Here is a 24,257-nt window from a genome sequence, read left to right on the forward strand (position 1 = left end):
AGATTTACTTAGGAAAAGGAGAATTAGCATGTTGGGTAGTTTTACGAAAGATTTAGGAATTGACTTGGGGACAGCGAATACGCTTGTCTATGTACGCGGTAAGGGGATCGTTGTAAGAGAGCCTTCCGTTGTAGCCATTAACACTGACACTAAGACGATTGAAGCCGTGGGTGAATCCGCTAAAAAGATGATCGGTCGTACACCGGGAAACATTCGTGCGATCCGTCCGATGAAGGATGGCGTTATCGCTGATTTTGACACAACGGCTACGATGATAAAATATTTTATTCGTCAAGCACAGAAACAACGTTCTATGTTCCAACGTCACCCTAATGTAATGGTCTGCGTACCATCCGGCATTACTGCTGTAGAGCAACGTGCCGTAGAAGATGCTACTAGACAAGCTGGTGCTCGCGAAGCTTACATTATCGAGGAACCTTTTGCTGCAGCGATTGGTGCAGATCTACCGGTATGGGAGCCAACAGGAAGTATGGTTGTTGATATCGGCGGAGGTACTACTGAAGTTGCTGTAATTTCACTCGGCGGTATTGTTACTAGTCGTTCCGTACGTGTTGCGGGTGATGAAGCGGATGAGTCCATCATTCAGTACATCAAACGTCAGTACAATCTGATGATTGGTGAACGTACTTCGGAACAGCTTAAAATGGACGTAGGTTCTGCCTTGCCACTTGAGAAAGCTGAGACTATGGAAATTCGCGGACGCGATCTCGTTACAGGCCTGCCAAAGACGCTTACAATTACTTCTGATGAGATCTGTGAAGCATTGTCCGATACAGTGAGTTCTATTATTGAAGCTGTTAAAGTAACTTTGGAAAAATGTCCACCGGAGCTCGCAGCAGATATTATGGATCGCGGGATTGTCTTGACAGGTGGAGGCGCCTTGCTTCGTAACTTGGATAAACTGCTTGCGCGTGAAACCGGAATGCCAGTTATTGTCGCTGAGAACCCTCTGGATTGTGTAGCGATTGGAACAGGAAAGGCGCTTGATAATATCCATTTGTTCAAGAGTCGCAGCAGTTCCAGTCTTCGCTCTAAGAGATAAGCCTATGTATTGCCACTTGTGTACGTCAACCCCTGTTATGGGAGAAATACTGTTGTTAGAGGGTGTTGAAACTGTTTAAACTCTTAAGCAATAAACGTCTGTTTATTCTGTTGATTACACTGGTGCTGTTCATTGTGGTGATGGGCTTCAGCTTGGCATCAAGGAGTTCCTTGTCCTGGCCGGAGAACTTTCTTAGAGACACTACTGGTTTCGTGCAAAAAATGTTCTACAAGCCCGCTGGATATGTAGCGGGCTTGTTTGAAGATATCGGAAATCTGAAAGATCTTTCTAAGGAAAATGAGCAGCTGAAGATTCTAGCCGCCCAATATGCACGTGATAAAGCGCAATACAATTTCATTCAGGTAGAAAATGAGCAGTTAAAGGAACAGTTGAAGTTCACGAAAGCTCAGGAGGAATTGTATAAATATCAATACCATATTGCGCAGGTGGTTAGTCAGACAACAGAACCAAGCAATAGTACGATTGTAATCGATTTAGGTGCTAAAGATGGCGTTCGACCAAATATGTCTGTGATTTCGGTGGATGGTTTGGTGGGTGTTATTAGTCAAGTCAGCAATTTCACCTCTACGGTAAAGCTGATGACCATGATGGATACGAATGACCCTAATTCTCAGCCGCCAATTGCGGCAACCGCTATTAACAAAGAGGGCAAAACCTTTGGTATGATTGAAAGCTATGATCCGAAGACAAACAAGTTATTGATGAACAAGATCCCGCCAGGTGATCCTATTGCGCCGAAGGATGTTATCGTTTCTTCTGGTATTGGGGGATTGTATCCGCGAGGATTGACCATCGGTACAGTTGAAAGCGTTGAGGTTGGTGAATTTGGATTAACCTCCACAGCAGTGATTAAGCCTTCAGCAGAATTTCAAGACTGGAAGCAGCTGATTGTTGTTTTTACGGAGGAGCGTGCTGAATAGTGAATATGCGCAGATCTGTTCTTGTTCTGTTACTGTTCCTCTTGTTCATTCTGGAGGGAACCATTCTGCCTTGGCTGATTCCAGATGTATGGCAGATGCGAATTATTCCGAATCTAGTGTTCGTTGTGCTATTGTTCGTGGCTGTATATCATCATCGTCATACAGCGCTTATACTGGGCCTAACTTTCGGACTATTACATGATGTCGTTTTTTATGGCAGAATTCTAGGAGCACATTCTTTTGCGATGGGTCTGTCGGCTTATTTAATCGGCCTTCTGTTTCAGATTCCGCGTGCGCCACTGCCTCTTATGATGACTGTGATTCTGCTCGGAAGCTTGCTAGAGGATAGTGTGTTATTTGGTATTTATAGTGTATTCAATCTCAATCAGGAGCCTTATAGCTGGGCTATTTTGAATCATATGCTACCAACGATGCTCTTTCATTTTGCTATTGCTCTGATCCTCTACATACCGTTACGACGCCAGCTTGAGCTGATCAAGAAAGAGAAGAGTACGGAAGAAGCGGCATAAAGAAGCTTCTATTTTCTTTCTTAATAAAGCAGGAATTTAAGGGGCCCGGCACGAATGAATGAGGATAGGGGGCCAGGCATATGACAGTAAAATCCAAGCATGTAAGGATTAAGGGCATCAAGGATGGCCTGATATTCCTGCTAGACGACAAGTGTCCCTTCGAAGATCTTCTGAGCGAGCTTCGCTATAAGCTGGAGCACAGCCATCAAAATATTTTGACTGGACCGATTGTCCATGTAGATATTAAGCTGGGCAATCGTCCCGTAACTGAGGAAGATAAGGAAGCTGTGCTGGAGATTCTGAAGGGACAGGGAAATCTACTGATTCGTTCCATAGAGGCGCTTCCAGTGCCCGGCAGTGAGGATAATGACGCGTTGTTTCTTATGAGCGGGATTCTTCGTTCCGGTCAGGTGCTGCACCATGATGGAAATCTTTTATATCTGGGGGATGTGAACCCAGGAGGAACTATTACCTGTTCAGGCGATATCTATATTCTAGGATCACTTAGAGGTATGGCGCATGCTGGAGTAGATGGAAATGAAGAGGCGATTATCGCTGCTTCATTAATGTCTCCGACACAACTGCGAATTGCTGATATTATCAGTCGTCCTCCCGATGAGTGGGAAACCCGAGAAAGCAGTATGGAGTTTGCATATTTAACGAACGGAGCTATGCAAATCGATAAAATTCATAATTTAGTCAAAGTACGTCAGGATTTAAATGTGTTTAAAGGGGTGTAGCCTCCATGGGAGAAGCGATAGTCGTAACCTCGGGCAAAGGCGGAGTTGGCAAAACAACCACAACAGCCAATATTGGAACCGCACTTGCACTGCAGGGTAAAAAAGTATGTCTCGTCGATACCGACATTGGACTGCGTAATCTGGATGTAGTAATGGGGCTTGAGAATCGTATTATTTATGATCTTGTGGATGTAGCGGAGGGTCGTTGTCGCCTAAATCAAGCACTCGTTAAAGACAAACGCTTTGATGAGTTGTATATGTTGCCCGCAGCTCAAACGAAGGATAAAACGTCCGTCACTCCTGAACAAGTAAAAGATATTATTCTCGAACTGAAGAAGGAATATGAATATATTTTGATTGATTGTCCAGCAGGGATTGAACATGGCTTCCGCAATGCGATTGCCGGTGCGGATAAAGCGATCGTGGTTACCACACCAGAGCATGCTGCTGTGCGGGATGCGGATCGTATTATCGGACTGCTTGAGCAGTCACATGTGGAATCGCCAAAGCTGGTGGTAAATCGTATTCGCCCAGGTCTTGTGAAGTCTGGGGATATGCTTGATATTGAGGATATTTTACAGGTGTTGAATATTGATCTTATCGGAATTGTTCCGGATGATGAACTGGTCATTAAGGCCGCAAATAGTGGAGAGCCTACAGTTATGAATCCCGATTCGTCAGCAGCTATTGCCTACCGCAATATTGCTCGTAGAATTTTAGGTGATGCTGTGCCGCTAATGCAACTTGATCGGAAACCGGGAGCATTTAAGAAGTTCAAGAAATTTTTCGGTATGGCTTAATTCTGCACCAAGCAATCTTACTATAGAAGCATTAACGGTCCCACCACTAGAGAAATCTATGGGTGGGATTTATTTATTTAGTGGTATTTAAGTGCTCCACCTTGGGTGGGCTTGTTCTAAAGAGACTTCCGTGCTTCATAAAATGGAAGTAAAACAAGCCCGTCCGGAGGGATAAACATGGATCTCAAATCAGATATCAAGAATCGCCGTAAGGAGCGTATCCGTAGTTTGCTGGAGGAAATCCCGAATATAGAAACAGCAGAGGTGCCTCCGTTATTCGTTATGCCCGAAAAGAGTACGAGCTTCAAGGAGTGGGGTACGGGGTTTAAGAAAAATGAGGAGCAATCATCTATAGAGCCTGATCCGGAAGTGATGTGGAAAGAGAGACGGGGTGGCTGGGAGGAACCAGGAGGAGGAGGTTCTAAATTTTCTTCCGGTTTTATTCGACGGGTTATAGCCAGTGTGCTTGTGTTTGGAGCGGTGTGGGGAGTTTTTACAGTTCACCAGCCATGGTCCTATAAAGTCCAAGCCTTTATTAGTGATGCCTTGAGTAATGACATGGATTTCACAGCAGTGCGGGTCTGGTATGAGGAGAATTTTAATGGTGCACCGGCGTTCATACCGATATTTGGTGACAAAGACGAACCTGCTCAAAAGGCAGCAGCTCAACATGAGCTTAGTGCTCCGGTAGCTGGAAGCATTGTGGAGCCCTTTGCCTCCACGCTAAAAGGTGTAGAAATTATGCCTCAAATCGATTCAACCTCAAATGTGACGGTGAAGAGTATAGACATGGGACGTGTTCTTTCCATTTCCAAAGAATTGGACGGTGGCATTCGAATTGCAGTTCAACATTCTGGAGGAATCACAGCAGAATACGGACATTTAAATGGCACTAAGCTGGAGATTGATGACTGGATTCAGAGTGGAGATGAACTCGGGTGGATGCTGGAGAAAGAGGGCTCCTCAGCTCCAACGCTATTCTTTGCAGTGATGAAAGACAAGACTTATATTGATCCTACAGAAGTGGTATCGTTTGATTAGGATCTTAGGGATCGATCTGTCACTACATCCATTGTTCGTAATCATTATGTTGTTCTCTGTACTCACAGGACAATTTCTGGAGTTGCTAACTTTATTTACGATCGTCCTCATTCATGAAATAGGACATGTGGTGGCTGCCCTTTTAGTTGGTGTTACAGTCAAATCGGTTCAGCTTCTTCCGTTTGGCGGAGTTGCGGTTATTGAGGATCATGGGCGGCTCACCGCTAGTCGTGAGATTGGTATTGCACTTGCCGGTCCGCTGCAAAATGGAATCATGATTGTTATGGCTCTTGGGCTTCAGCAAGCAGGTTATGGTAATCAGGAATTTTTAGTCTATTTTATAAATGCTAATGCCATTATTGCGCTCTTTAATCTTTTGCCTGTTCTGCCACTTGACGGAGGCAAAGTACTTCAGGCTACAGTTAGTTTATTTCTTCCTTATTACTATACTTTGCTATGGAGCGGACGAGTGAGTGTTGCTGCAAGCATTTTTGTGATTGTTTATGCGCTATTGCCTCTTGGAGCGGGCGGAGGCTTGAGGCTGAATATGGTTATGATCGGTGCTTTTTTATTGTATTCAAATCTCACGGATCATCGGAATTTACCGTACCGATTTGTTGCATTTTTGATGAATAGGGAGGCGGTTTATGAGTATCATTTGCGGACAGGAAGTGTGGCTCGTCCAATTGTTGCCTTATCTGCGAAACCTTTAGATGCTATATTGCGTCTATTTAAACGTAATCAATATCATTTTATCTATGTATTAAACGGCGAAGGAAATGTTGTTGCTGTTGTGCCGGAACAGCGCTTAATATCTACCTACTTCGGAATGTAGTGTATTTATGCAGAGCGTGAGAAGGGATGAATGAATGAACGAAACCAGAGGTGAAGCCATGAAACAGATGATCGTTCACTGCACGCAGCACATTACCCGAATGGCTCTTCTGGAGAACGGAAGGCTTGTGGAGTACGCGGCTGAACGCGATCAGCAGCAAGGGCTGGTCGGAAGTTATTATAAAGGCCGTGTGATTAACGTACTTCCAGGTATGCAGGCTGCTTTTGTTGACATTGGACAGAAGAAGAATGCTTTTTTATATGTTGATGATGTATTGCACCCTCATTTGGATAGACAGCCGGATGTGAAGCCTTCTATCGAGACGCTTTTGCAGCCGGGTCAGGATATTGTTGTACAAGTAAGAAAAGAGCCTAGTGGCGGCAAAGGTGCGCGTGTAACGACCCATTATACATTGCCCGGTCGCTGGATGGTGTACATGCCTTTTGCCGATTATGTTGGGGTATCCAAAAAAATAAGTCGCGATGCAGAACGTAGCCGGCTCAAAGGAATTGGTGAACGTCTGCGAATGAAAGAAGAGGGGGTTATTATGCGGACTGTCTCTCAGGATGAGCCGCATGAAGCAGTGGAGGGTGATCTTTCATTTTTACGTGCGCAATGGGATAACATTACACGTCGGGCACAAACTGCAGAAGCCCCAGCTCTACTTCATCGTGATCTTAGTATTGTTCAGCGTTTTATAAGAGATGCTTTTAATCCACAGCGTGATCAGTTGATTATAGATTCTCCAGTTGCAGTTAAAGAAGCCAAGGCATTTCTGGATGACATGGCACCTGATGGGTACAAGCCTGTGAGTTTATATAATGGACCGGAGTCCATTTTTACAGCTTATGGGGTACAGGAACAGTTGCACAAGAGCTTCAGTCGCAAGATCACGCTGGAGGGCGGAGCGACAATGATCTGGGATGAGACGGAGGCGCTCACCGTTATTGACGTGAACACTGCGCAATACATTGGAGGAGCATCCCTTGAAGAGACGGTGACGAATACTAATTTGCTTGCAGCAGAGGAGATTGGTCGTCTGATCCGTTTGCGAGATACGGGCGGAATTATTATTGTTGATTTTATTGATATGGAAGAAGAAATACACCGTAAAATGGTTACCGAGCGGCTGGAGAAAGTGATCTGCAAGGATCGAACCAAAACCCATATTCTCGGTTGGACAAGACTTGGACTCCTCGAGATGACCCGGAAGAAGGCAAGACATGATTCAGCCAGCTTCGCACCTATCCTTTGTCAGTGCTGCGGAGGGACTGGGAAAGTTGGAGAATGGATGGAATGAGTTGACGATGGGCGATAAGTATGATAATATCTTCAAGTATGTGTTTGATTGATTCGGTCCTGCACATGCTGTAACCGCTCCGATCGGGTACATAAGCGCAGTTCCCACGGGAATCTGCCACCTAGACTAGGCGAGTCTGAGACATGAGGAGGTGCAAGTAAAATGTATGCAATTATCGAAACTGGCGGTAAACAATACAAAGTCCAAGAGGGCGATGTTTTGTTCATTGAGAAGTTGGAAGCTGAAGACGGCGCAAGTGTAACTTTTGACCGTGTATTGGCTGTTTCTAACGAAGGTGGTCTGACTGCAGGAACTCCGCTCGTAAGCGGCGCGTCTGTAACAGCTAAAGTCGAGAAACATGGTAAAGGCGCTAAGGTTGTAGTTTACAAATACAAACCTAAGAAGAACTACCACAAGAAACAAGGCCATCGTCAACCGTACACGAAAGTAACTATCGAGAAGATTCAAGCGTAAGAAGGTGCGTGAATGATTAACGTACGGATTACACGATCTTCGGATCTAGGAACTATCGTTGGCTTTGAGGTAAAAGGGCACGCGGGTTATGCAAAGCGTGGCGAAGATATCGTATGTGCCGGTGTTTCGGCCGTAACGGTTGGAACCGTCAATTCGATTGAGACTTTGACCGGAATCTCCATGGATACATCCATGAAGAACGGATTCCTAAGTGGAACATTAGGTTCCATTGATGATTTCGATACTTCCGCGAAGGTGCAATTGCTGCTTGAATCCATGGTCGTGATGCTAAATGATATCGCAGAATCATACGGAAAGTATCTTCAAATAGAGCAAGTAAATATTTAAAGAAGGAGGTTGACAACATGTTGAAATTGAATCTTCAATTGTTCGCATCGAAAAAAGGTGTAGGTTCCACAAAAAACGGACGGGATTCCCATTCCAAACGTCTTGGCGTGAAACGTGCTGACGGTCAAGCAGTAACCGGCGGTAACATCTTGGTTCGTCAACGCGGAACAAAAATTCACCCAGGCACTAACGTAGGCATCGGTAAAGATGATACGTTGTTCGCATTGGTGGATGGCGTAGTGAAGTTCGAACGTTGGGGCCGCGATCGCAAAAAAGTGAGCGTATACCCAGTTGATGTCGCTCCGGTAGCAGCGGCACTGGAAGCGTAAGCTTACGGAACCATATTTGCATGTAGAAGCCTCCGGCATGAGTGCCGGAGGCTTTTTTGTAGAATATTCAGAAGCGTATGTGGATACCTTTGAGCACTTTAGAAATGTAGACCTTCAGAGTTTTAAGAAAACATAAACATCCTTAGACATATGTGAAATCTCACGGTTATCTCTGGTGAACTACAGGGAACTGCTGTGTTATACTAGGAAATGGTAATTGATGAGGGTAATAATCTAAACGAAGTCATGAATTTTGCGAACTGAGGGACGGGGAGAAAGAATGAAATCCTGGAAAAGTGCAATCTGGGCAGTCATGTTATCCGTAATGCTTCCTTTAGGACTCGTGTATTGGCATACCTCCCTTTTGACGTGTCTGTTGCTTGGAATTTGGGTAGCAGCAACGGTTGCTTTCAGTTTGATTTGGAATCAGCGTCATTGGGAACGGGAACTGCGTATACAAGAGAACACTCTGCAACAGGCGGCGATTCGGACACTGAATCATCATCGTCATGATTGGATGAATGATTTGCAGATTCTTTACGGATATATTCAGCTTGGAAAGCCTGATAAATCCGTGGAGTGTGTGGAAAGAATAAAGGAACGCATAGCGCTTGATAGTCGTATCGCTAAGCTGGGCATTCCTTCATTGGTCTTCTATATCCAATCTTTCCGAACTTACCGGACTAGTCTGGAACTGGAAGTTCAAGTGGAGGAAGGATTGCAACTGGAGGAGAAGCTAAACCGGGAAGCAGGAGATGAGCTGACTTCAGTGATCATGCAGACCGTACGAGCTTATCAATATAACGGACTGGCTCCTCAGGGTGAAACGCGCAAGCTGCGTCTTGGCTTTATTCAGGATGGAGGAGACATTCTTATCTCCTTCGAAGGTGAGGGAGAGCATGGCAATCCCGAGCAGCTCAAAGGGCAAATTTATAATATAGTACAAGGGAAAATCATGAAAGCGGAGCAGTTTAAGCCCAGCAAGGCTTATGTAGAGCTGCGTTTGCCGCTTGAAATGTGAGGAAGGTGAACATTAATGTTCGTAGATAAAGCTAAGATTTATGTTAAGGGCGGAGACGGCGGGGATGGTATCGTTGCGTTTCGCCGGGAAAAGTATGTACCGGATGGTGGTCCAGCAGGTGGTGACGGTGGCCGTGGTGGCGACGTTATCTTCCGCGTAGATGAGGGCTTGCGTACGCTGATGGATTTCCGTTATCAACGCCATTTTAAAGCGGACAAAGGGATTAAAGGACGTAACAGAAGTCAGCATGGGGCGAACGCTGATCATATGATCGTGCGGATTCCACCTGGAACCATATTAATTGACGATGATACTCAAGAGATCATCGCCGATTTGACTCGTCATGGTCAGCAAGTTGTTGTTGCCCGTGGGGGTCGTGGGGGTCGTGGGAATGCTCGTTTTGCAACAGCAGCTAATAAGGCTCCAGAGCTAGCAGAGAACGGCGAAGAAGGTCAAGAGCGGTATATTGTTATGGAACTTAAGGTTATGGCTGATGTGGGACTTGTAGGCTTCCCGAGTGTGGGCAAATCTACGCTACTGTCGGTCGTATCCGCAGCTCAACCAAAGATTGGTGCATACCATTTCACTACGATTACACCGAACTTAGGTGTAGTAGATGTTGGGGATGGACGAAGCTTTGTAATGGCGGATCTGCCAGGATTAATTGAGGGAGCTAGTGAAGGCATAGGGCTTGGTCATGAATTCCTGCGTCACGTTGAACGTACACGGATCATTATTCACGTAGTGGACATGTCTGGTTCAGAGGGGCGTGATCCCTTCGAGGATTGGGTTCTCATTAATGACGAGCTGAAGCAATTCAATGCGACTCTAATTGATCGTCCTCAGATCGTGGCCGCGAATAAAATGGATATGCCAGAGTCAGAGGAGAATCTCATCGCTTTCCGAGAACGCGTAGCTGAGCTGCGTCCGGATCTTGAGGTTATGCCAATCTCCTCGCTTACCCGTCAGGGTGTTCAGGAACTGTTATATCGTGCAACGGATATTCTTGATAGTATTCCGGTGGCACCGGTAGTTGAAGAAGTATCAGGAACAACTGAACGTAAGGTTTATAAGCTAGAAGCGGAAGATAATAACTCGTTCACCATTACACGTGATAATGAAACATATGTGGTCAACAGCCCTCGTATCGAGAAAATGTTGAAACGTATGCAGCTTAGTACACATGATGCGATTCTAAAGCTCGCCCGTACATTGCGACATATGGGTGTAGATGCAGAGCTTCGTAAACGTGGAGCTGTAGAGGGGACTATTGTCCGTATTGGTGAGTTCGAATTCGAGTTCGTAGAGAATAGCAGTTACTATTAATATTTAGCTGATTACAAAGCGCGACTTGTGTTCTCCTGTAAAGGAAGACACAAGCCGCGCTTTTTTTATTTCCATATCGAGTATATTTTTTTCGTGAAAAGAACCCAAATCACGATATATATCGTATACAATTAATATCGAAATACACAATTTCCCATCCGGGAACGCATACGTTATTCATATATCATAGATGATGAAAGAGGGAATAGCAGATGGCAATTATAGAAGTGGTGAAGTACGACGGTCCTCCGGGGATTTTCGCATGGAAATATCCTAACCAAGAGCTAGGGACATGGACTCAGCTAATCGTTAATGAATCTCAGGAAGTGATCCTATTCAAGGGCGGACAAGCGCTTGATTCCTTTACAGCAGGGCGGCACACCCTGAGCACCGCCAATATTCCTATTTTATCTAATATCGTCAATCTTCCTTTCGGTGGGAAGTCGCCGTTCACAGCAGAAGTATGGTATGTGAACAAGACCAATTCGATGAATGTTAAATGGGGAACCAGCGCACCTTTACAACTCCAGGATCCTAAATACAAAATTATGATTTCTGTTCGTTCCTTTGGACAGTTTGGTGTAAAGGTTGATAATCCGCGCAAATTTTTGTTGCAGCTTGTTGGAACGCTTCCTCAGTTTGATCACGATACGCTCGTGAATTATTTCCGCGGCTTGCTTATGTCGAATATAAATGAACTGATTTCATCCTACCTTGTACATAAGCAAATCAGTATACTGGAGATTAATGCCTATGTTGCAGAGATCTCAAAGCATATCCAGGGGCGGCTAGCATCAACTTTTCTGGATAATGGACTTGAGCTGAATAATTTCTATATTGATTCCATTAATATTCCTGATGATGATCCGGCAACGATTCGATTAAAGGAAGCTTTAGCTAAAAAAGCAGAAATGGATATTATCGGCTTCAACTATCAACAGGAGCGTGGCTTTAACACGATGGAAAAAGCAGCAGGTAATCCTGGCAATCTTGGAGTAGGCATGATGAACACCGGGATGGGGCTTGGACTTGGTATGGGATTCGCTGGACCGGCTATGGATATGGTGAATCGTATGACCCGAGGGATGAGTTTTGATTCAGGGACTACAGTTGTGCGCCAAGAGCGCTCCTGTTCGAAGTGTGGGGTTATGAATTCTGTTGAGGGAAGGTTCTGTAGTGGCTGTGGGCATGCTCTGGAGAGCATTCAGCAAAGCGCATCGTCCGGAAACAAGATCAATTGTTTGGAATGTGGTCATGAATTGAAAGCAGGAGCCAAGTTCTGTCCTGGTTGTGGCAATCCTTATCGTGCTTGTCCAACCTGTGGAGCAGATAATCCTGAGGGTGCATCTTCCTGTGTCTCTTGTGGAAAAGAAATGCCTAAAGCCTGTGGTAAATGTGGAGAAATGGTATCACCAGGGGTGAAATTCTGTCCTCACTGTGGAGATAGTTTGGTTATTAAATGCGGAGGTTGTGGGCATGAGCTGAAGCCTGGACAGAAATTTTGTGCAGAGTGTGGAACAAGAGCAGGCTGAAGGAGGACGTTATGAACAAGGGCAAAAGTTATATTCGTATCATCACCATTATTTATGTGGCTGCTATAATACTAACGGTGTTCTCCTTTATAGGGTTAGGCTTCTCTGAATCACTGTTTCGATTCGTGATTTCGCTAGTTGCTGTTCTGCTGGCGGAGAGTGTGGTGTATGGCTATTGTATTTTTTGGCTCCGTACTGCAGGTAGTGTGCAGCGGACCTCACCCGTTCTTCTCAGCGGTGCAATCATCACGGGGATTTATGCGGTTGGAGTATTCGCATCGGCTATTGTCTTCGATTGGCTACTGGAGTTGTCCCCTCTGTGGTATGCTGCGGTTCAACTGCTGATTCTTTTGATTGGTGGAATCACACTGGCTGTGATCGGGATTTATGGATGGAATGCCGGAACAGAAGAACAGCAAATACAGAGGTCCTTGCAAGCTTTTCGGCAGCATCAGAGTGAAATAAACGAGATCAGTGCGCTGGCAAGCAGCTGGAAGAATCCCGAAACTGAACAGCTTGTACAAGTGCTCAATAAGTTACGAGATCAATTCAAGTTCAGTGATCCTGTATCAGATCCATCTTTATATGCTACTGAGGATATCATGCATCAGCAGATCTCCCTGTTGCATGATCATGTGAAGCTTCTGCTCATGACAAATGAGCCACATGAGAACTGGCAAGCTGAAATCAACGAAATGGCCGACAGTATTAAAGCTACACTAGAGCGGCGAAATCGGGAATTAGCGGCACTTAAATAGGAGGAAATAACTACATGAACAGATTGAACATACAAGAGCCGTCACCGACCCCAGCGGGGAGTGCAGCGGTTCCTCTGATTAAATTAGACCGGACTGGGTTTGATTATGTCATTCTTGCAGCAGCTTATCTATTCACACCCATTGGACTCGTTCTTGCATTGTTACGTTTGATGCTAACTCATTATAAAAATCATCGGAGACCCACCAATCTAAATCTGATCATGCATGTATTTATCGGAGGATTTGTTGAACTCTCTGTTGCAATGTTTGTGGATACCATGAGTGGAAACACTGGAACTTCCGAATTATTAACGATCCAGATTTTCCTTGCAGTTATATTTTTGATTCCGGCACTTATTCTTGCGAGTGTGACAGCAAAAGCTAAATATACACTTTCTAAGCTTAACACTTCTTATATAGAACTGATTCAAAATAAAAATATCCGATATGTCGGCAGTATATCTGAACGGATAGGTCAAAGCGAAAGCGATGTACGGAGAGATGTCCAGTATCTAAAGAATAAAGGATTACTGGATATTGATATTGTACTTTCCGAGGGGCGTCAGACGCCAGATCCATCCATGGCAGCACCTAATCTTGTACATCCTGAAAGGACTTCAGGCTTCGGAGCCCAAGCTTCGGGACAACAGATTCATTCTCAACCGCAGTCCTCACCGCTGCTGCCTAAGTCCATCCGTTGTCCGGGCTGCGGAGCACAGAACACGGTTCAGCCTAGTCAGTCTAAGAGCTGTGAATACTGTGGCACGATGATATCGTACAGTTAATGCCAAGGTTCTCCCTGAGCATTGTAGATATAACTTAACTAGGGGAGATAAAAGATGAGTAAATTGGATATACGAAGGCAGCCACCAACAACAGGCAAACCGATATATAAGCACGAATATGAGCGGACGGCGTTTGATTATACGACTATTGTGTTTGCGTATGTATTTGCTCCGGTTGGCTTTATATTGGCTGCCATTCGGTTATTATCTACACATTCCAAGAGACAGCGCAAAGCAAGCAATATTAACCTGTTTTATCATGCGTGTATGGGTGCCTTTGTAGAATTGGCGATCTATTTCATTATTAGCAAGCTACTCGGTCAAATCGATTATGTCGCACTCTTGATCAGGCTGGTGATTATCTACGCATTGTTTAGGATTCCCGCCATCAAATTGTCGGTTAGGGCCGTAGGATGGAGAGAGGGATTCACCTATCTTTGCAATGACTATATCGCTTTGGTTCTTGTGGACGGCATAAGGCATATCGGCAGCCTATCCGATATTCGCGGATTCAGTGAAGAGAACGTCCGCGAGGTTTTGGAATATTTAAAAGATCAGGGAGTACTTTCTCCAGATATTGTTTATTATGAAGGACGTGTAGACAATCCATTTGTAAAATTGCCGCCGAAGCTTATTTATTCCAAACGGGCACAAGCACTGGTGCGTGCGCCTGAGAATAACCTTCGCTACCGTAACAAGCGAGACCGGACAGTGTTTGATCGAATCATCATGGCGATTGCCTATTTGTTTGCTCCGCTTGGGTTTGTACTTGCGATGCTTCGTTTTGTAAGCACTCATTATAAGAATGAGCGGAAATCATTTAACTACAAATTGCTCTATCATGTATGTATGGGAGCTTTTATGGAACTTGCCGTCCTCTTCGCCGTGGGGACCTACAAAGGGGATTTTAAGTGGTTCACTTTATTGATCATTCTGGTGGTCCTCTACTTGATCTTTATAATTCCGGCGGACAGCTTTGCAGGGAGGGCTACCTTCGCAACAGAAAACTTTGATTTTCTGTGCAAGAAGTATCTCATGCTGATCATAGTGGATGATGTTAGACATATTGGTAATTTAGCTGATATCACGAAACAAAGTGAAGATGATGTACGTAGAGACCTACGGTATTTGGTGAGATGGGGGTTACTTGCTTCTGATCTTGTCTATTATGAAGGACGTGTTAAGCTCTTAGATAAACAAGCGCCCAATCTTGTGCATCCTGACCGGGCACAGCCCTCCGCGGCATCAGAGAACCAGCCATCATCTGGGCGGCAGTCATTACCGGAGAATAGGCCTAAGCCACCTGTCCAACTGCCGAAATCCATCGTTTGTTCGAGTTGCGGTGCTAAGAGTAGAGTACTTCCTGGGCAGGATAAAATCTGTGACTATTGCGGGACGACGATTCCATACAGTTAGTGTACATACGATTGCCTGCTGCCCCCGGGAATCCGGGGGTTTTGCTGCACCGTACTCCCTGGCCTCAGAGTATACATATAAAGTTATTGCATTTTATAAGTCTTTTCCGATATAATGTCCACTAAGAAAACACAAAAGTCTTTGAGGTGAGGACGTTCGTGAAAGAACGCTATTATTTGGTCCGTGAGGACATATTACCTGATGCCGTACTTAAGACTATGCAGGTCAAACAATTGCTTGAGGCCGGGGATGCGAAGACCGTACATGAGGGTGTAGAACAGGTAGGATTAAGCCGGAGCGCTTTTTATAAATACAAGGATGGCATTCACCTGATCCATCAGCTCGAACGTGAGCGAATTGTTACGATCTCCATGGATTTGGAACATGAATCGGGGATGCTCTCCAAGGTTCTAGGATCTGTGGCGGGGCATGGGGCTAACGTGCTGACGATTCACCAGAGTATTCCCCTACAAGGACGAGCGAATGTGGTGATTTCCGTGGAAATCTCACATTTGAATGAGGAGCTCGGAGAGATGCTTGATAGTCTGAAGAATATTCCGGGAGTGAAGCGCGCCCTAATCGTTGGACAGGGATAGAGAAATTATATACGTAAAACTTTTAGGAGGATACTGATGAAGCCGGTTAAAGTAGGATTGCTGGGTCTGGGAACAGTTGGTACAGGTGTAGTTCGTATCGTGGAAGGAAATCAGGAGGATTTGAGCAGTCAAGTAGGCTCTCCAATACTCATTGAGCGCATAGCGGTGAATAATTCCAATAAGCTCCGTGATATTGAGGTCGACCCTGCCAAAATAACAACAGATCCATGGGATGTTATTCGTGACCCTGAGATCGATGTAATCGTTGAAGTGATGGGTGGTATCGATGGAACAAAGGAATATATTCTTGAAGCTTTGGACCGCGGTAAACATGTCGTAACTGCGAATAAGGACTTGATGGCGCTGCACGGTTCGGAGATTCTGGCTAAGGCGCAAGAGAAGCAATGTGATGTCTTTTATGAGGCTAGCGTTGCAGGTGGTATTCCGATTATTCGGACGCTTATCGAAGGCTTTTCTTCAGATAAGATCATGAAGATTATAGGTATTGTGAATGGAACAACTAATTACATACTAACCAAAATGAGCCAAGAAGGCGCATCCTATAATGATGTGTTAAAAGAAGCGCAGGATTTAGGATATGCAGAGGCTGATCCAACTTCCGATGTTGAAGGTCTGGATGCTGCCCGCAAAATGGCGATTCTCGGGACCCTAGGCTTCCGTACTAACGTGGAGCTACATGACGTCAGTGTGAGCGGGATTTCAGAAGTGAGTAAAGCCGATATTGCCTTTGCAAAGCGTCTCGGATACGAAATTAAGCTGCTAGGCATTGCTGAACGTCAGGATGAGGAATTCAGTATCAGTGTTCAACCGACCTTGATTCGAGCAAGTCACCCACTTGCATCTGTAAATGGTGTCTTCAATGCAGTTTATGTGTATGGTGAGGCAGTAGGAGAGACAATGTTCTATGGTGCGGGCGCGGGTGCAATGCCAACGGCAACTTCGGTAGTAGCTGACTTGGTAGCCATTATTAAGAACCTCAAGCTGGGTGTTAATGGATTGAAGCAAAAAGTACCTTATAAGCAGAAGAAGCTTAAGAGTGATGAGGATATCTTTTATAAAAACTTCCTACTTTTACACGTTGATGATAAAGCAGGCGTATTGGCCAAGATTACTCAGGTGTTTGCCGAGTATGACGTGAGTCTTGATTCGGTAGTTCAGCAAGCCAATCCAAATAATCCTGATGCGGAGATTATTATTGTTACCCATAACGCCAGCAAAGCAAGTATGAATAAAGTGCTGCGTCACTTTAATGAACTGAAAGTCATCCACCGGATCAAGAGTCACTACCGTGTGGAAGGTTAGCACTTTAGATGGACTATACTTTCTATATTTAAACAATGAGTAAGGAGATTGCACCTGTTATGAGTACTTATGGAGTAGCAAGGGTTAAAGTACCTGCTAGTACTGCCAATCTTGGTCCGGGCTTCGATACTCTTGGCATGGCATTGCCGCTGTATGCCTGGATTGAGATGGAGGAAGCAGAGGAGACTGTTTTTCATCTATATGGTGACGAGATGAAGGGAGTGGCTCAGGATAAGAGTAATTTACTCTATAAGGTCGCTCAAATGGTATTTGCAGAAGCTGGCGTTACGGTGCCTGAAATATCTATTTCGATGTACTCTGAGATTCCGCTTACGCGTGGACTCGGCAGCAGTGCCTCGGCCATCATTGGGGGCATGGTCGCAGCTAATACGATGATCGGCTCTCCGCTCGATGATGCGAAGCTGTTTGATATGGCTACCCAGCTTGAGAAGCATCCTGACAATGTAGGAGCTTCCTTATTTGGTGGCATCATTACCGCAGTGTGGGACGGTGATCATGCGGATTACGTTCGCCTTGATCCACCTCAAGACCTTGAGGTTCTCGTGGTTATTCCTGAATTCGAGCTGGAAACCACAAAAGCACGGGGAGTGCTTCCAACAGAAATCTCAGTTAGTGATGCTGTGTACAACATCAGCAGAACCTCTTTAATGACAGCCTCGTTTGCATCAGGTCGGCTTGACCTGATCAGTAGAGCGATGCAGGATCGTCTGCATCAGCCCTATCGTGCAGCACTTATTCCAGGCATGGAGAAGCTGCTCGCGGAAGCACCTAACCATGGTGCTTTAGGAATCGCACTTAGCGGTGCCGGTCCTACCCTACTGTGTTTAGTTGATCGCCATGAGACTCGTAAGCGAGAGCTTGAGGCTTTCCTGATGAATACGATGCAAGAACACGGCATCTCTGCTCAGACTTGCTGGCTGATGCCTTGTACTTCAGGTGTTACATCAGAGCTTCTTGAAAGAAACGAGATGCAAAACGTATCATTTTTGGATATGATAAAAGGAGAAGTACGGTTATGAAATCAATAGCGGTATTGCCGCAGGGCTCGGTATCTCACGAAGCGCTGCTGCATTTGTTTAACGGCGAGCCTGTGAAAATTGTGCATCACAAGCTAATTTCCGATGTCTTTCTCTCTACGGCTGGTGGCACCACTGATTACAGCGTTATCCCGATTGAGAATACTATTGAAGGCTCAGTTAGTCTACATATTGATTGGCTCATTAATGAGGTCGATCTACCTATGCAGGCTGAATGGATCTTTCCATCGATACAGAATCTCATCGGCCACCCGCTGGAATTCAGAGATACGAACGGCAATAAGGATTTCACTAAAATTAAAAAAATCCTTTCGCATCCTGTTGCAATGGCACAATGCATGCAATTTGTTCGGAAGCATGCACCTTGGGCTGAACTGGAGTCGGTCGGAAGCACCTCTGAAGCTGTTGAAATCGTTAAGAACAATCCTGACAAGAGCTGGGCTGCGATTGGTACTGCTCTTGGCGCAGCAACTCATGGGCTGGAGATTGTTGATCGGAAAGTTACAGATCACAACAACAACTACACGCGATTTGTCCTTGTCGGTCCGCAGAAGATTGATCTTCCACGGAGCAGCAATGGTGTAAAGACGAGTGTCCTAGTTACGCTGCCGGAGGATTTTCCCGGTGCTTTGCATCAGGTCCTCGCTGCCTTTTCTTGGCGGAAGCTGAATTTATCGCGTATTGAATCACGACCAACGAAAAAGAAGTTGGGTACTTATTATTTTTATATTGATGTGCTGGAACCGATAGAATCAGTCCTGCTACCAGGAGCGATTGAAGAGATTAGCGCTTTAGGCTGTCAGGTTCGGATTCTGGGCTCGTATCCCACATACACCTATGAGGAAGAGAAAGCGGAGGTGCAGTAAATTCATGGCTGAACAATGGATCTATCTGGATGGACAACACGTAACTAAGGAAAATGCAAAGGTATCCGTTTTTGATCACGGTTTTTTGTATGGAGACGGCATATTTGAAGGTATTCGTATCTACAATGGTAATATTTTTAAATGTAAAGAGCATTTGGACAGACTATATGATTCGGCGAAGTCGATCATGTTGGATATTCCGCTCACTTATGACGAGATGCTGGAAGCTATGGCTGAAACGATTCGCCTTAACGACATGCGTAACGGTTATATTCGACTGATCGTATCCCGTGGTCCTGGTAACTTGGGTCTTGATCCACGCCGTTGCCCTAAAGCCAGCGTAATCATTATCGTTGAACAATTAGCTATTTACCCAGAGCAAGCGTACATTAATGGGCTTCGTGCTGTTTCTGTATCCCAACGTCGTAATATTCCGGATGCACTGAATCCGAAGATTAAATCGCTTAACTATCTCAACAATATCCTAGTGAAAATCCAGTCCAATCTGGCAGAAGCCGATGAAGCAATCATGATGAATGCTCAAGGATATGTTACTGAAGGATCTGGAGATAATATTTTCATCATCAAAAATGGTGTGGTCTTTACTCCTCCGTGCTATTTGGGAGCGCTTGAAGGAATCACACGTCTGGCGATCATCGAGTTATGTGAGAAATTGGGTATTAAGCTAAAAGAAGAACCATTCACTATGCATGATGTTTACATAGCGGACGAGGTATTCTTCACAGGTACTGCTGCTGAAGTTATTGCTGCGCGTGAAATTGACGGCCGAATCATTGGTGAAGGACAAGCGGGTCCAATCACTTTGAAATTGCTTGAAGAGTTCCGCAATGTTGTTGACAAAGATGGTTACAAGGTTTGGGAATAACATTTAATCGTACAATTTGCTCTTTACATGCTAGTCGAGTAATGAGTATTGAATAGGCATTAGATATCCTTTCATGCATATGAAGAAGATGGCCGGAGGTCTCTGGTACATCTTTTCATGTCTCATGAAAGGATTTTTTTTATTTCAGGGATGTCATTCGCCCATGGGCTGCATAAGATGTAGTAACGAAGGAGGCGGCTGTACCGCATATAACTCTGTAAGAGAGCAATGTTCCATCCAAAGGGGGTTTGCTTTCAAAGCCAGTTTTGCTGTGTAGCTGTAAGAAAGCAATACTCCACAAAACTTTTAGGAGGTTAATGCTACGTGAAAATACACATTGTCAAACAAGGCGATAGTCTGTATGCATTATCGCAAAAGTACGGAGTGCCGTTACAAAAAATTATTGAAGCTAATCCACAGATCAGTAATCCGAATGTGCTGGCACTTGGTGAAAAAGTAAAAATACCTACGGCTCCTGTATCCGTACCGGATAACAGTGAAGTTTACTACAAGCATACAGTCAAACAAGGTGATACCTTATGGAAATTATCTAAGGCGTGGGGAATCCCTTTAAAAGATATGGTTGAAGCAAACCCCCAGCTAAAGAATCCGAATGTATTGATGTTAGGGGAAGTAGTCAACATTCCTAAAAAGACATCAAACGCTTCACCCGTACAGCCAGGCTACATGCCTTCTAATGCTTCTGAGAAAACACAAGTTGGCGGGAAGGAATATACGGGTCCAAAAGAACAGCCAGTAGCTGAGGTAGTTCCTGCACCAAAACCGGAAACTAAACCAGAGGTCAAACCAGAAACTAAACCGGAAGCAAAAGCAGCAGAAAATAAACCAGAAGCTAAAGCGGAAACTAAACCTGCACCTAAATCATCGCCAAATATCTCGCCTTTGTACAATTCTGCACCACACCCATCGATGAACATTGCCCCTATTAATACTCAAAATGCTGCACCTAATCCTGCGCCGAATATGCAGATGGAAGTTGCTCCTGTGCAAGAAATTGAAATGCAGAGCCTATTTGTTCAGATTACAGTTCCAAATCAAGAGCCTGTAGCTCATCATGAGGCAGCAAAAGCTGAGATGAAGCCAGTGGCTTGCAAAGAGGAAAAGGCAGATGCTTGTGACAACATGGGATATCCAGGCCTAGGAGGAAATCCTTATCTCTATGATTCTTATCAAAATAGCCCTAATATGAACATGAATTGGGCACCAAGTTATGTTCAACCGGCGTCATATGGACCCGAATGCATGTCTCCATACTACTTTTCAGAAAATATGTATTCACCTAACATGAGTCCAGAACAATGGAATCCGAATGCTGCGCCTAATGTGAGTCCAGAACAATGGAATCCAAACGCTTGGCCTAATATGAGTCCGGAACAATGGAATCCGAATGCTGCGTCTAACGTGAGTCCAGAACAATGGAATCCGAATGCTGCGTCTAATGTGAGTCCAGAACAATGGAATCCGAATGCTTGGCCTAATATGAGTCCGGAACAATGGAATCCGAATGCTGCGCCTAACGTGAGTCCAGAACAATGGAATCCAAATGCTGCACCTAACAATATGGAGGCTAATGTTTCAGGGATGAACCCGATGTATGGGATGTCATCGAACCTTCCTTGGCCAACTACTTGTGGGTGTGGGGGAATGCATGTTCAACCCTATTCATATGAAATGCCCGTATATAATACCTATCCTGCATATGGAAACCCAAATACATTCTCTGCTTATGGAGCGGGAACACCTAATCAGGGAATAGTTCCAGCATCTCCTCTTGGAGCTTTTGGCGGGCCGATAATGTCGAGTATTCCGTCTAATCCGCAGTATCCAGGTATTGGTAATTATTCGCAGCATAATCGGGTTCCGGAAATCCAAGATCCTGAAACGTTTGTACAGGACACTCCCGAAGTTGCTAGAACAGTGAGTGAGGAATCTACTTCTGGCGCTTCTCTCAAGAGCAAGGGAACTGCAACGAAGGAAACGGCATCAAAAGCAAAGACCTCGAGTCAAAACAGCAGTAAGAAAAACAAAACAGCTGTGAAGTCTCAACGTTCAAATGCTGGTGGTCGTACAGAGAGCTCAAAGAAACGCAGAAATCCGTGGATTTCTAATTAATACAGTTCTAAACTAACATCCAATCTCTATTTAACGTGTAGGTTCTGATTATTAGAATCTGCACGTTTTTTTATGAGAAGATGGGAACGAGAAGTAGGACTGAGGCGAAAGTACTTATTTATGTTTTTTGAATTTAGGGGTTGTTTTTAAAGTGGGTTATATGTTACATTATAAATCCAGTCGCAAAGAGGAGATATAAACTTTCGGTTGGTGAATGTTAATCCGGATGAAATTACAAAAGACTTTGAAAAAAAGTGTTGCATTTCATCGGAAAACATGATATATTACAAAAGTTGCTGCTGAGACATTGAACGGCGCCAACGAGAACTTGATCTTTGAAAACTGAACAACGAGTGAGTAGGAAATCACGAAAGTGAAATCCAAAATTAGAGAATTAATTTTCTCGTCAGATGTTTCAAAATGAGCATATCGCTCTTTTCAATACTAATTGGAGAGTTTGATCCTGGCTCAGGACGAACGCTGGCGGCGTGCCTAATACATGCAAGTCGAGCGGAGTCATTTTGAAAGCTTGCTTTCAAAATGACTTAGCGGCGGACGGGTGAGTAACACGTAGGCAACCTGCCCCTTAGACTGGGATAACTACCGGAAACGGTAGCTAATACCGGATAATTTCTTTTTTCTCCTGAAGAAAGAATGAAAGACGGAGCAATCTGTCACTGAGGGATGGGCCTGCGGCGCATTAGCTAGTTGGTGGGGTAACGGCCCACCAAGGCGACGATGCGTAGCCGACCTGAGAGGGTGAACGGCCACACTGGGACTGAGACACGGCCCAGACTCCTACGGGAGGCAGCAGTAGGGAATCTTCCGCAATGGACGAAAGTCTGACGGAGCAACGCCGCGTGAGTGATGAAGGTTTTCGGATCGTAAAGCTCTGTTGCCAGGGAAGAACGTCCGGTAGAGTAACTGCTATCGGAGTGACGGTACCTGAGAAGAAAGCCCCGGCTAACTACGTGCCAGCAGCCGCGGTAATACGTAGGGGGCAAGCGTTGTCCGGAATTATTGGGCGTAAAGCGCGCGCAGGCGGTCATTTAAGTCTGGTGTTTAAACCTTGGGCTCAACCTGAGGTCGCACTGGAAACTGGGTGACTTGAGTACAGAAGAGGAAAGTGGAATTCCACGTGTAGCGGTGAAATGCGTAGATATGTGGAGGAACACCAGTGGCGAAGGCGACTTTCTGGGCTGTAACTGACGCTGAGGCGCGAAAGCGTGGGGAGCAAACAGGATTAGATACCCTGGTAGTCCACGCCGTAAACGATGAGTGCTAGGTGTTAGGGGTTTCGATACCCTTGGTGCCGAAGTTAACACAGTAAGCACTCCGCCTGGGGAGTACGGTCGCAAGACTGAAACTCAAAGGAATTGACGGGGACCCGCACAAGCAGTGGAGTATGTGGTTTAATTCGAAGCAACGCGAAGAACCTTACCAGGTCTTGACATCCCTCTGAATCCACTAGAGATAGTGGCGGCCTTCGGGACAGAGGAGACAGGTGGTGCATGGTTGTCGTCAGCTCGTGTCGTGAGATGTTGGGTTAAGTCCCGCAACGAGCGCAACCCTTAACTTTAGTTGCCAGCAAGTAATGTTGGGCACTCTAGAGTGACTGCCGGTGACAAACCGGAGGAAGGTGGGGATGACGTCAAATCATCATGCCCCTTATGACCTGGGCTACACACGTACTACAATGGCCGGTACAACGGGAAGCGAAGCCGCGAGGTGAAGCCAATCCCATCAAAGCCGGTCTCAGTTCGGATTGCAGGCTGCAACTCGCCTGCATGAAGTCGGAATTGCTAGTAATCGCGGATCAGCATGCCGCGGTGAATACGTTCCCGGGTCTTGTACACACCGCCCGTCACACCACGAGAGTTTACAACACCCGAAGTCGGTGGGGTAACCCGCAAGGGAGCCAGCCGCCGAAGGTGGGGTAGATGATTGGGGTGAAGTCGTAACAAGGTAGCCGTATCGGAAGGTGCGGCTGGATCACCTCCTTTCTATGGAGAATCGTCTTCTGCAATGAAGACATTCAAATCGGAAGTTAAACTTCCAAAATCTCAGGTTTAGGCCTGTTACTCACTCGTTGCTCAGTTTTGAGAGTTTAAGCTCTCAGTAAGACTTGATCCTTGAAAACTGGATACCGAAACGAA

At 45.3% G+C, this 24,257-nt stretch carries 23 protein-coding genes, 1 rRNA gene and 1 other annotated feature; all 24 genes read left to right on the forward strand.

Annotated elements, in window-relative coordinates:
• Positions 1-28: 28 nt before the first annotated feature.
• Positions 29-1,063 (forward strand): rod shape-determining protein, encoded by a 1,035-nt coding sequence (locus tag MKX35_RS09610; RefSeq protein ID WP_042191174.1) that lies wholly within the window; start codon positions 29-31, stop codon positions 1,061-1,063.
• Positions 1,064-1,125: 62 nt separating this feature from the next.
• Complete coding sequence (gene mreC / locus MKX35_RS09615) at positions 1,126-2,004, forward strand: rod shape-determining protein MreC (protein ID WP_042191173.1); 879 nt, start codon at positions 1,126-1,128, stop codon at positions 2,002-2,004.
• On the forward strand, positions 2,004-2,534 hold the full coding sequence (gene mreD, locus MKX35_RS09620) for a rod shape-determining protein MreD (protein WP_081383060.1): 531 nt from the start codon (positions 2,004-2,006) through the stop codon (positions 2,532-2,534). Before mreC ends, mreD begins: the two co-directional genes overlap by 1 nt.
• 80 nt (positions 2,535-2,614) lie before the next feature.
• Positions 2,615-3,274, forward strand: coding sequence for a septum site-determining protein MinC (gene minC / locus MKX35_RS09625; protein WP_042191171.1), 660 nt, complete (start codon positions 2,615-2,617; stop codon positions 3,272-3,274).
• Between the two features lie 5 nt (positions 3,275-3,279).
• Positions 3,280-4,074 carry a septum site-determining protein MinD gene (gene minD, locus MKX35_RS09630; protein WP_042130573.1) on the forward strand — a complete coding sequence of 265 codons (795 nt, stop codon included), beginning with the start codon at positions 3,280-3,282 and terminating at the stop codon, positions 4,072-4,074.
• Between the two features lie 177 nt (positions 4,075-4,251).
• Positions 4,252-5,115 carry a M23 family metallopeptidase gene (locus MKX35_RS09635; protein WP_042191169.1) on the forward strand — a complete coding sequence of 288 codons (864 nt, stop codon included), beginning with the start codon at positions 4,252-4,254 and terminating at the stop codon, positions 5,113-5,115.
• Positions 5,108-5,950: a M50 family metallopeptidase gene (locus MKX35_RS09640; protein ID WP_076300739.1), complete on the forward strand. Its 843-nt coding sequence runs from the start codon at positions 5,108-5,110 to the stop codon at positions 5,948-5,950. Before MKX35_RS09635 ends, MKX35_RS09640 begins: the two co-directional genes overlap by 8 nt.
• A gap of 58 nt (positions 5,951-6,008) precedes the next feature.
• Positions 6,009-7,250: an Rne/Rng family ribonuclease gene (locus MKX35_RS09645; protein WP_042194404.1), complete on the forward strand. Its 1,242-nt coding sequence runs from the start codon at positions 6,009-6,011 to the stop codon at positions 7,248-7,250.
• A 62-nt stretch (positions 7,251-7,312) separates the two neighbouring features.
• Positions 7,313-7,398, forward strand: a sequence feature (ribosomal protein L21 leader region).
• 14 nt (positions 7,399-7,412) lie between these two features.
• Positions 7,413-7,724: a 50S ribosomal protein L21 gene (rplU, locus tag MKX35_RS09650; protein ID WP_042130566.1), complete on the forward strand. Its 312-nt coding sequence runs from the start codon at positions 7,413-7,415 to the stop codon at positions 7,722-7,724.
• Between the two features lie 12 nt (positions 7,725-7,736).
• A complete protein-coding gene (locus MKX35_RS09655) occupies positions 7,737-8,072 on the forward strand; it encodes a ribosomal-processing cysteine protease Prp (RefSeq protein ID WP_042191166.1) in 336 nt (111 codons plus the stop codon).
• Positions 8,073-8,089: 17 nt separating this feature from the next.
• Complete coding sequence (gene rpmA, locus MKX35_RS09660) at positions 8,090-8,401, forward strand: 50S ribosomal protein L27 (protein WP_042130564.1); 312 nt, start codon at positions 8,090-8,092, stop codon at positions 8,399-8,401.
• Between the two features lie 280 nt (positions 8,402-8,681).
• Positions 8,682-9,422 carry a Spo0B domain-containing protein gene (locus tag MKX35_RS09665; RefSeq protein ID WP_076300740.1) on the forward strand — a complete coding sequence of 247 codons (741 nt, stop codon included), beginning with the start codon at positions 8,682-8,684 and terminating at the stop codon, positions 9,420-9,422.
• Between the two features lie 15 nt (positions 9,423-9,437).
• Positions 9,438-10,748 (forward strand): GTPase ObgE, encoded by a 1,311-nt coding sequence (gene obgE, locus MKX35_RS09670; RefSeq protein ID WP_076300741.1) that lies wholly within the window; start codon positions 9,438-9,440, stop codon positions 10,746-10,748.
• Positions 10,749-10,960: 212 nt separating this feature from the next.
• Positions 10,961-12,280, forward strand: coding sequence for an SPFH domain-containing protein (locus tag MKX35_RS09675; protein ID WP_076300742.1), 1,320 nt, complete (start codon positions 10,961-10,963; stop codon positions 12,278-12,280).
• An 11-nt stretch (positions 12,281-12,291) separates the two neighbouring features.
• Positions 12,292-13,038, forward strand: a complete 747-nt coding sequence (locus MKX35_RS09680; protein ID WP_076300743.1) for a hypothetical protein — start codon at positions 12,292-12,294, stop codon at positions 13,036-13,038.
• Between the two features lie 14 nt (positions 13,039-13,052).
• Positions 13,053-13,823 carry a hypothetical protein gene (locus tag MKX35_RS09685; protein WP_076300744.1) on the forward strand — a complete coding sequence of 257 codons (771 nt, stop codon included), beginning with the start codon at positions 13,053-13,055 and terminating at the stop codon, positions 13,821-13,823.
• Between the two features lie 54 nt (positions 13,824-13,877).
• Positions 13,878-15,239 (forward strand): hypothetical protein, encoded by a 1,362-nt coding sequence (locus MKX35_RS09690; RefSeq protein WP_076300745.1) that lies wholly within the window; start codon positions 13,878-13,880, stop codon positions 15,237-15,239.
• 158 nt (positions 15,240-15,397) lie between these two features.
• The gene (locus MKX35_RS09695) at positions 15,398-15,835 is read left to right on the forward strand and encodes an ACT domain-containing protein (protein WP_042130552.1); all 438 of its coding nucleotides are present in this window, start codon (positions 15,398-15,400) and stop codon (positions 15,833-15,835) included.
• A gap of 36 nt (positions 15,836-15,871) precedes the next feature.
• Positions 15,872-17,158, forward strand: coding sequence for a homoserine dehydrogenase (locus MKX35_RS09700; RefSeq protein WP_042191151.1), 1,287 nt, complete (start codon positions 15,872-15,874; stop codon positions 17,156-17,158).
• 59 nt (positions 17,159-17,217) lie between these two features.
• Positions 17,218-18,198, forward strand: coding sequence for a homoserine kinase (thrB, locus tag MKX35_RS09705; RefSeq protein ID WP_076300746.1), 981 nt, complete (start codon positions 17,218-17,220; stop codon positions 18,196-18,198).
• Positions 18,195-19,082, forward strand: a complete 888-nt coding sequence (gene pheA / locus MKX35_RS09710; RefSeq protein ID WP_076300747.1) for a prephenate dehydratase — start codon at positions 18,195-18,197, stop codon at positions 19,080-19,082. The genes thrB and pheA overlap by 4 nt, the downstream gene beginning before the upstream one ends.
• A 4-nt stretch (positions 19,083-19,086) precedes the next feature.
• On the forward strand, positions 19,087-19,968 hold the full coding sequence (ilvE, locus tag MKX35_RS09715; protein WP_042191145.1) for a branched-chain-amino-acid transaminase: 882 nt from the start codon (positions 19,087-19,089) through the stop codon (positions 19,966-19,968).
• Positions 19,969-20,292: 324 nt separating this feature from the next.
• Entirely contained in the window at positions 20,293-22,101 is a 1,809-nt protein-coding gene (locus MKX35_RS09720; protein WP_076300748.1) for a LysM peptidoglycan-binding domain-containing protein, read from the forward strand.
• 445 nt (positions 22,102-22,546) lie between these two features.
• Positions 22,547-24,104, forward strand: a 16S ribosomal RNA gene (locus tag MKX35_RS09725).
• Positions 24,105-24,257 lie beyond the last annotated feature (153 nt).

The organism is Paenibacillus sp. FSL R5-0923, from assembly GCF_038009145.1.
Taxonomy (GTDB): domain Bacteria; phylum Bacillota; class Bacilli; order Paenibacillales; family Paenibacillaceae; genus Paenibacillus_AQ.

Bases quoted from the DNA above. Each gene is read 5' to 3' on its own strand.
- rplU (WP_042130566.1), top strand. From the start codon at position 7,413: ATGTATGCAATTATCGAAACTGGCGGTAAACAATACAAAGTCCAAGAG.
- MKX35_RS09665 (WP_076300740.1), top strand. From the start codon at position 8,682: ATGAAATCCTGGAAAAGTGCAATCTGGGCAGTCATGTTATCCGTAATG.
- MKX35_RS09700 (WP_042191151.1), top strand. From the start codon at position 15,872: ATGAAGCCGGTTAAAGTAGGATTGCTGGGTCTGGGAACAGTTGGTACA.
- minC (WP_042191171.1), top strand. From the start codon at position 2,615: ATGACAGTAAAATCCAAGCATGTAAGGATTAAGGGCATCAAGGATGGC.
- MKX35_RS09645 (WP_042194404.1), top strand. From the start codon at position 6,009: ATGAAACAGATGATCGTTCACTGCACGCAGCACATTACCCGAATGGCT.
- MKX35_RS09635 (WP_042191169.1), top strand. From the start codon at position 4,252: ATGGATCTCAAATCAGATATCAAGAATCGCCGTAAGGAGCGTATCCGT.
- rpmA (WP_042130564.1), top strand. From the start codon at position 8,090: ATGTTGAAATTGAATCTTCAATTGTTCGCATCGAAAAAAGGTGTAGGT.
- pheA (WP_076300747.1), top strand. From the start codon at position 18,195: ATGAAATCAATAGCGGTATTGCCGCAGGGCTCGGTATCTCACGAAGCG.
- MKX35_RS09610 (WP_042191174.1), top strand. From the start codon at position 29: ATGTTGGGTAGTTTTACGAAAGATTTAGGAATTGACTTGGGGACAGCG.
- MKX35_RS09690 (WP_076300745.1), top strand. From the start codon at position 13,878: ATGAGTAAATTGGATATACGAAGGCAGCCACCAACAACAGGCAAACCG.
- obgE (WP_076300741.1), top strand. From the start codon at position 9,438: ATGTTCGTAGATAAAGCTAAGATTTATGTTAAGGGCGGAGACGGCGGG.
- MKX35_RS09675 (WP_076300742.1), top strand. From the start codon at position 10,961: ATGGCAATTATAGAAGTGGTGAAGTACGACGGTCCTCCGGGGATTTTC.
- MKX35_RS09655 (WP_042191166.1), top strand. From the start codon at position 7,737: ATGATTAACGTACGGATTACACGATCTTCGGATCTAGGAACTATCGTT.
- minD (WP_042130573.1), top strand. From the start codon at position 3,280: ATGGGAGAAGCGATAGTCGTAACCTCGGGCAAAGGCGGAGTTGGCAAA.
- MKX35_RS09680 (WP_076300743.1), top strand. From the start codon at position 12,292: ATGAACAAGGGCAAAAGTTATATTCGTATCATCACCATTATTTATGTG.
- thrB (WP_076300746.1), top strand. From the start codon at position 17,218: ATGAGTACTTATGGAGTAGCAAGGGTTAAAGTACCTGCTAGTACTGCC.
- ilvE (WP_042191145.1), top strand. From the start codon at position 19,087: ATGGCTGAACAATGGATCTATCTGGATGGACAACACGTAACTAAGGAA.
- MKX35_RS09685 (WP_076300744.1), top strand. From the start codon at position 13,053: ATGAACAGATTGAACATACAAGAGCCGTCACCGACCCCAGCGGGGAGT.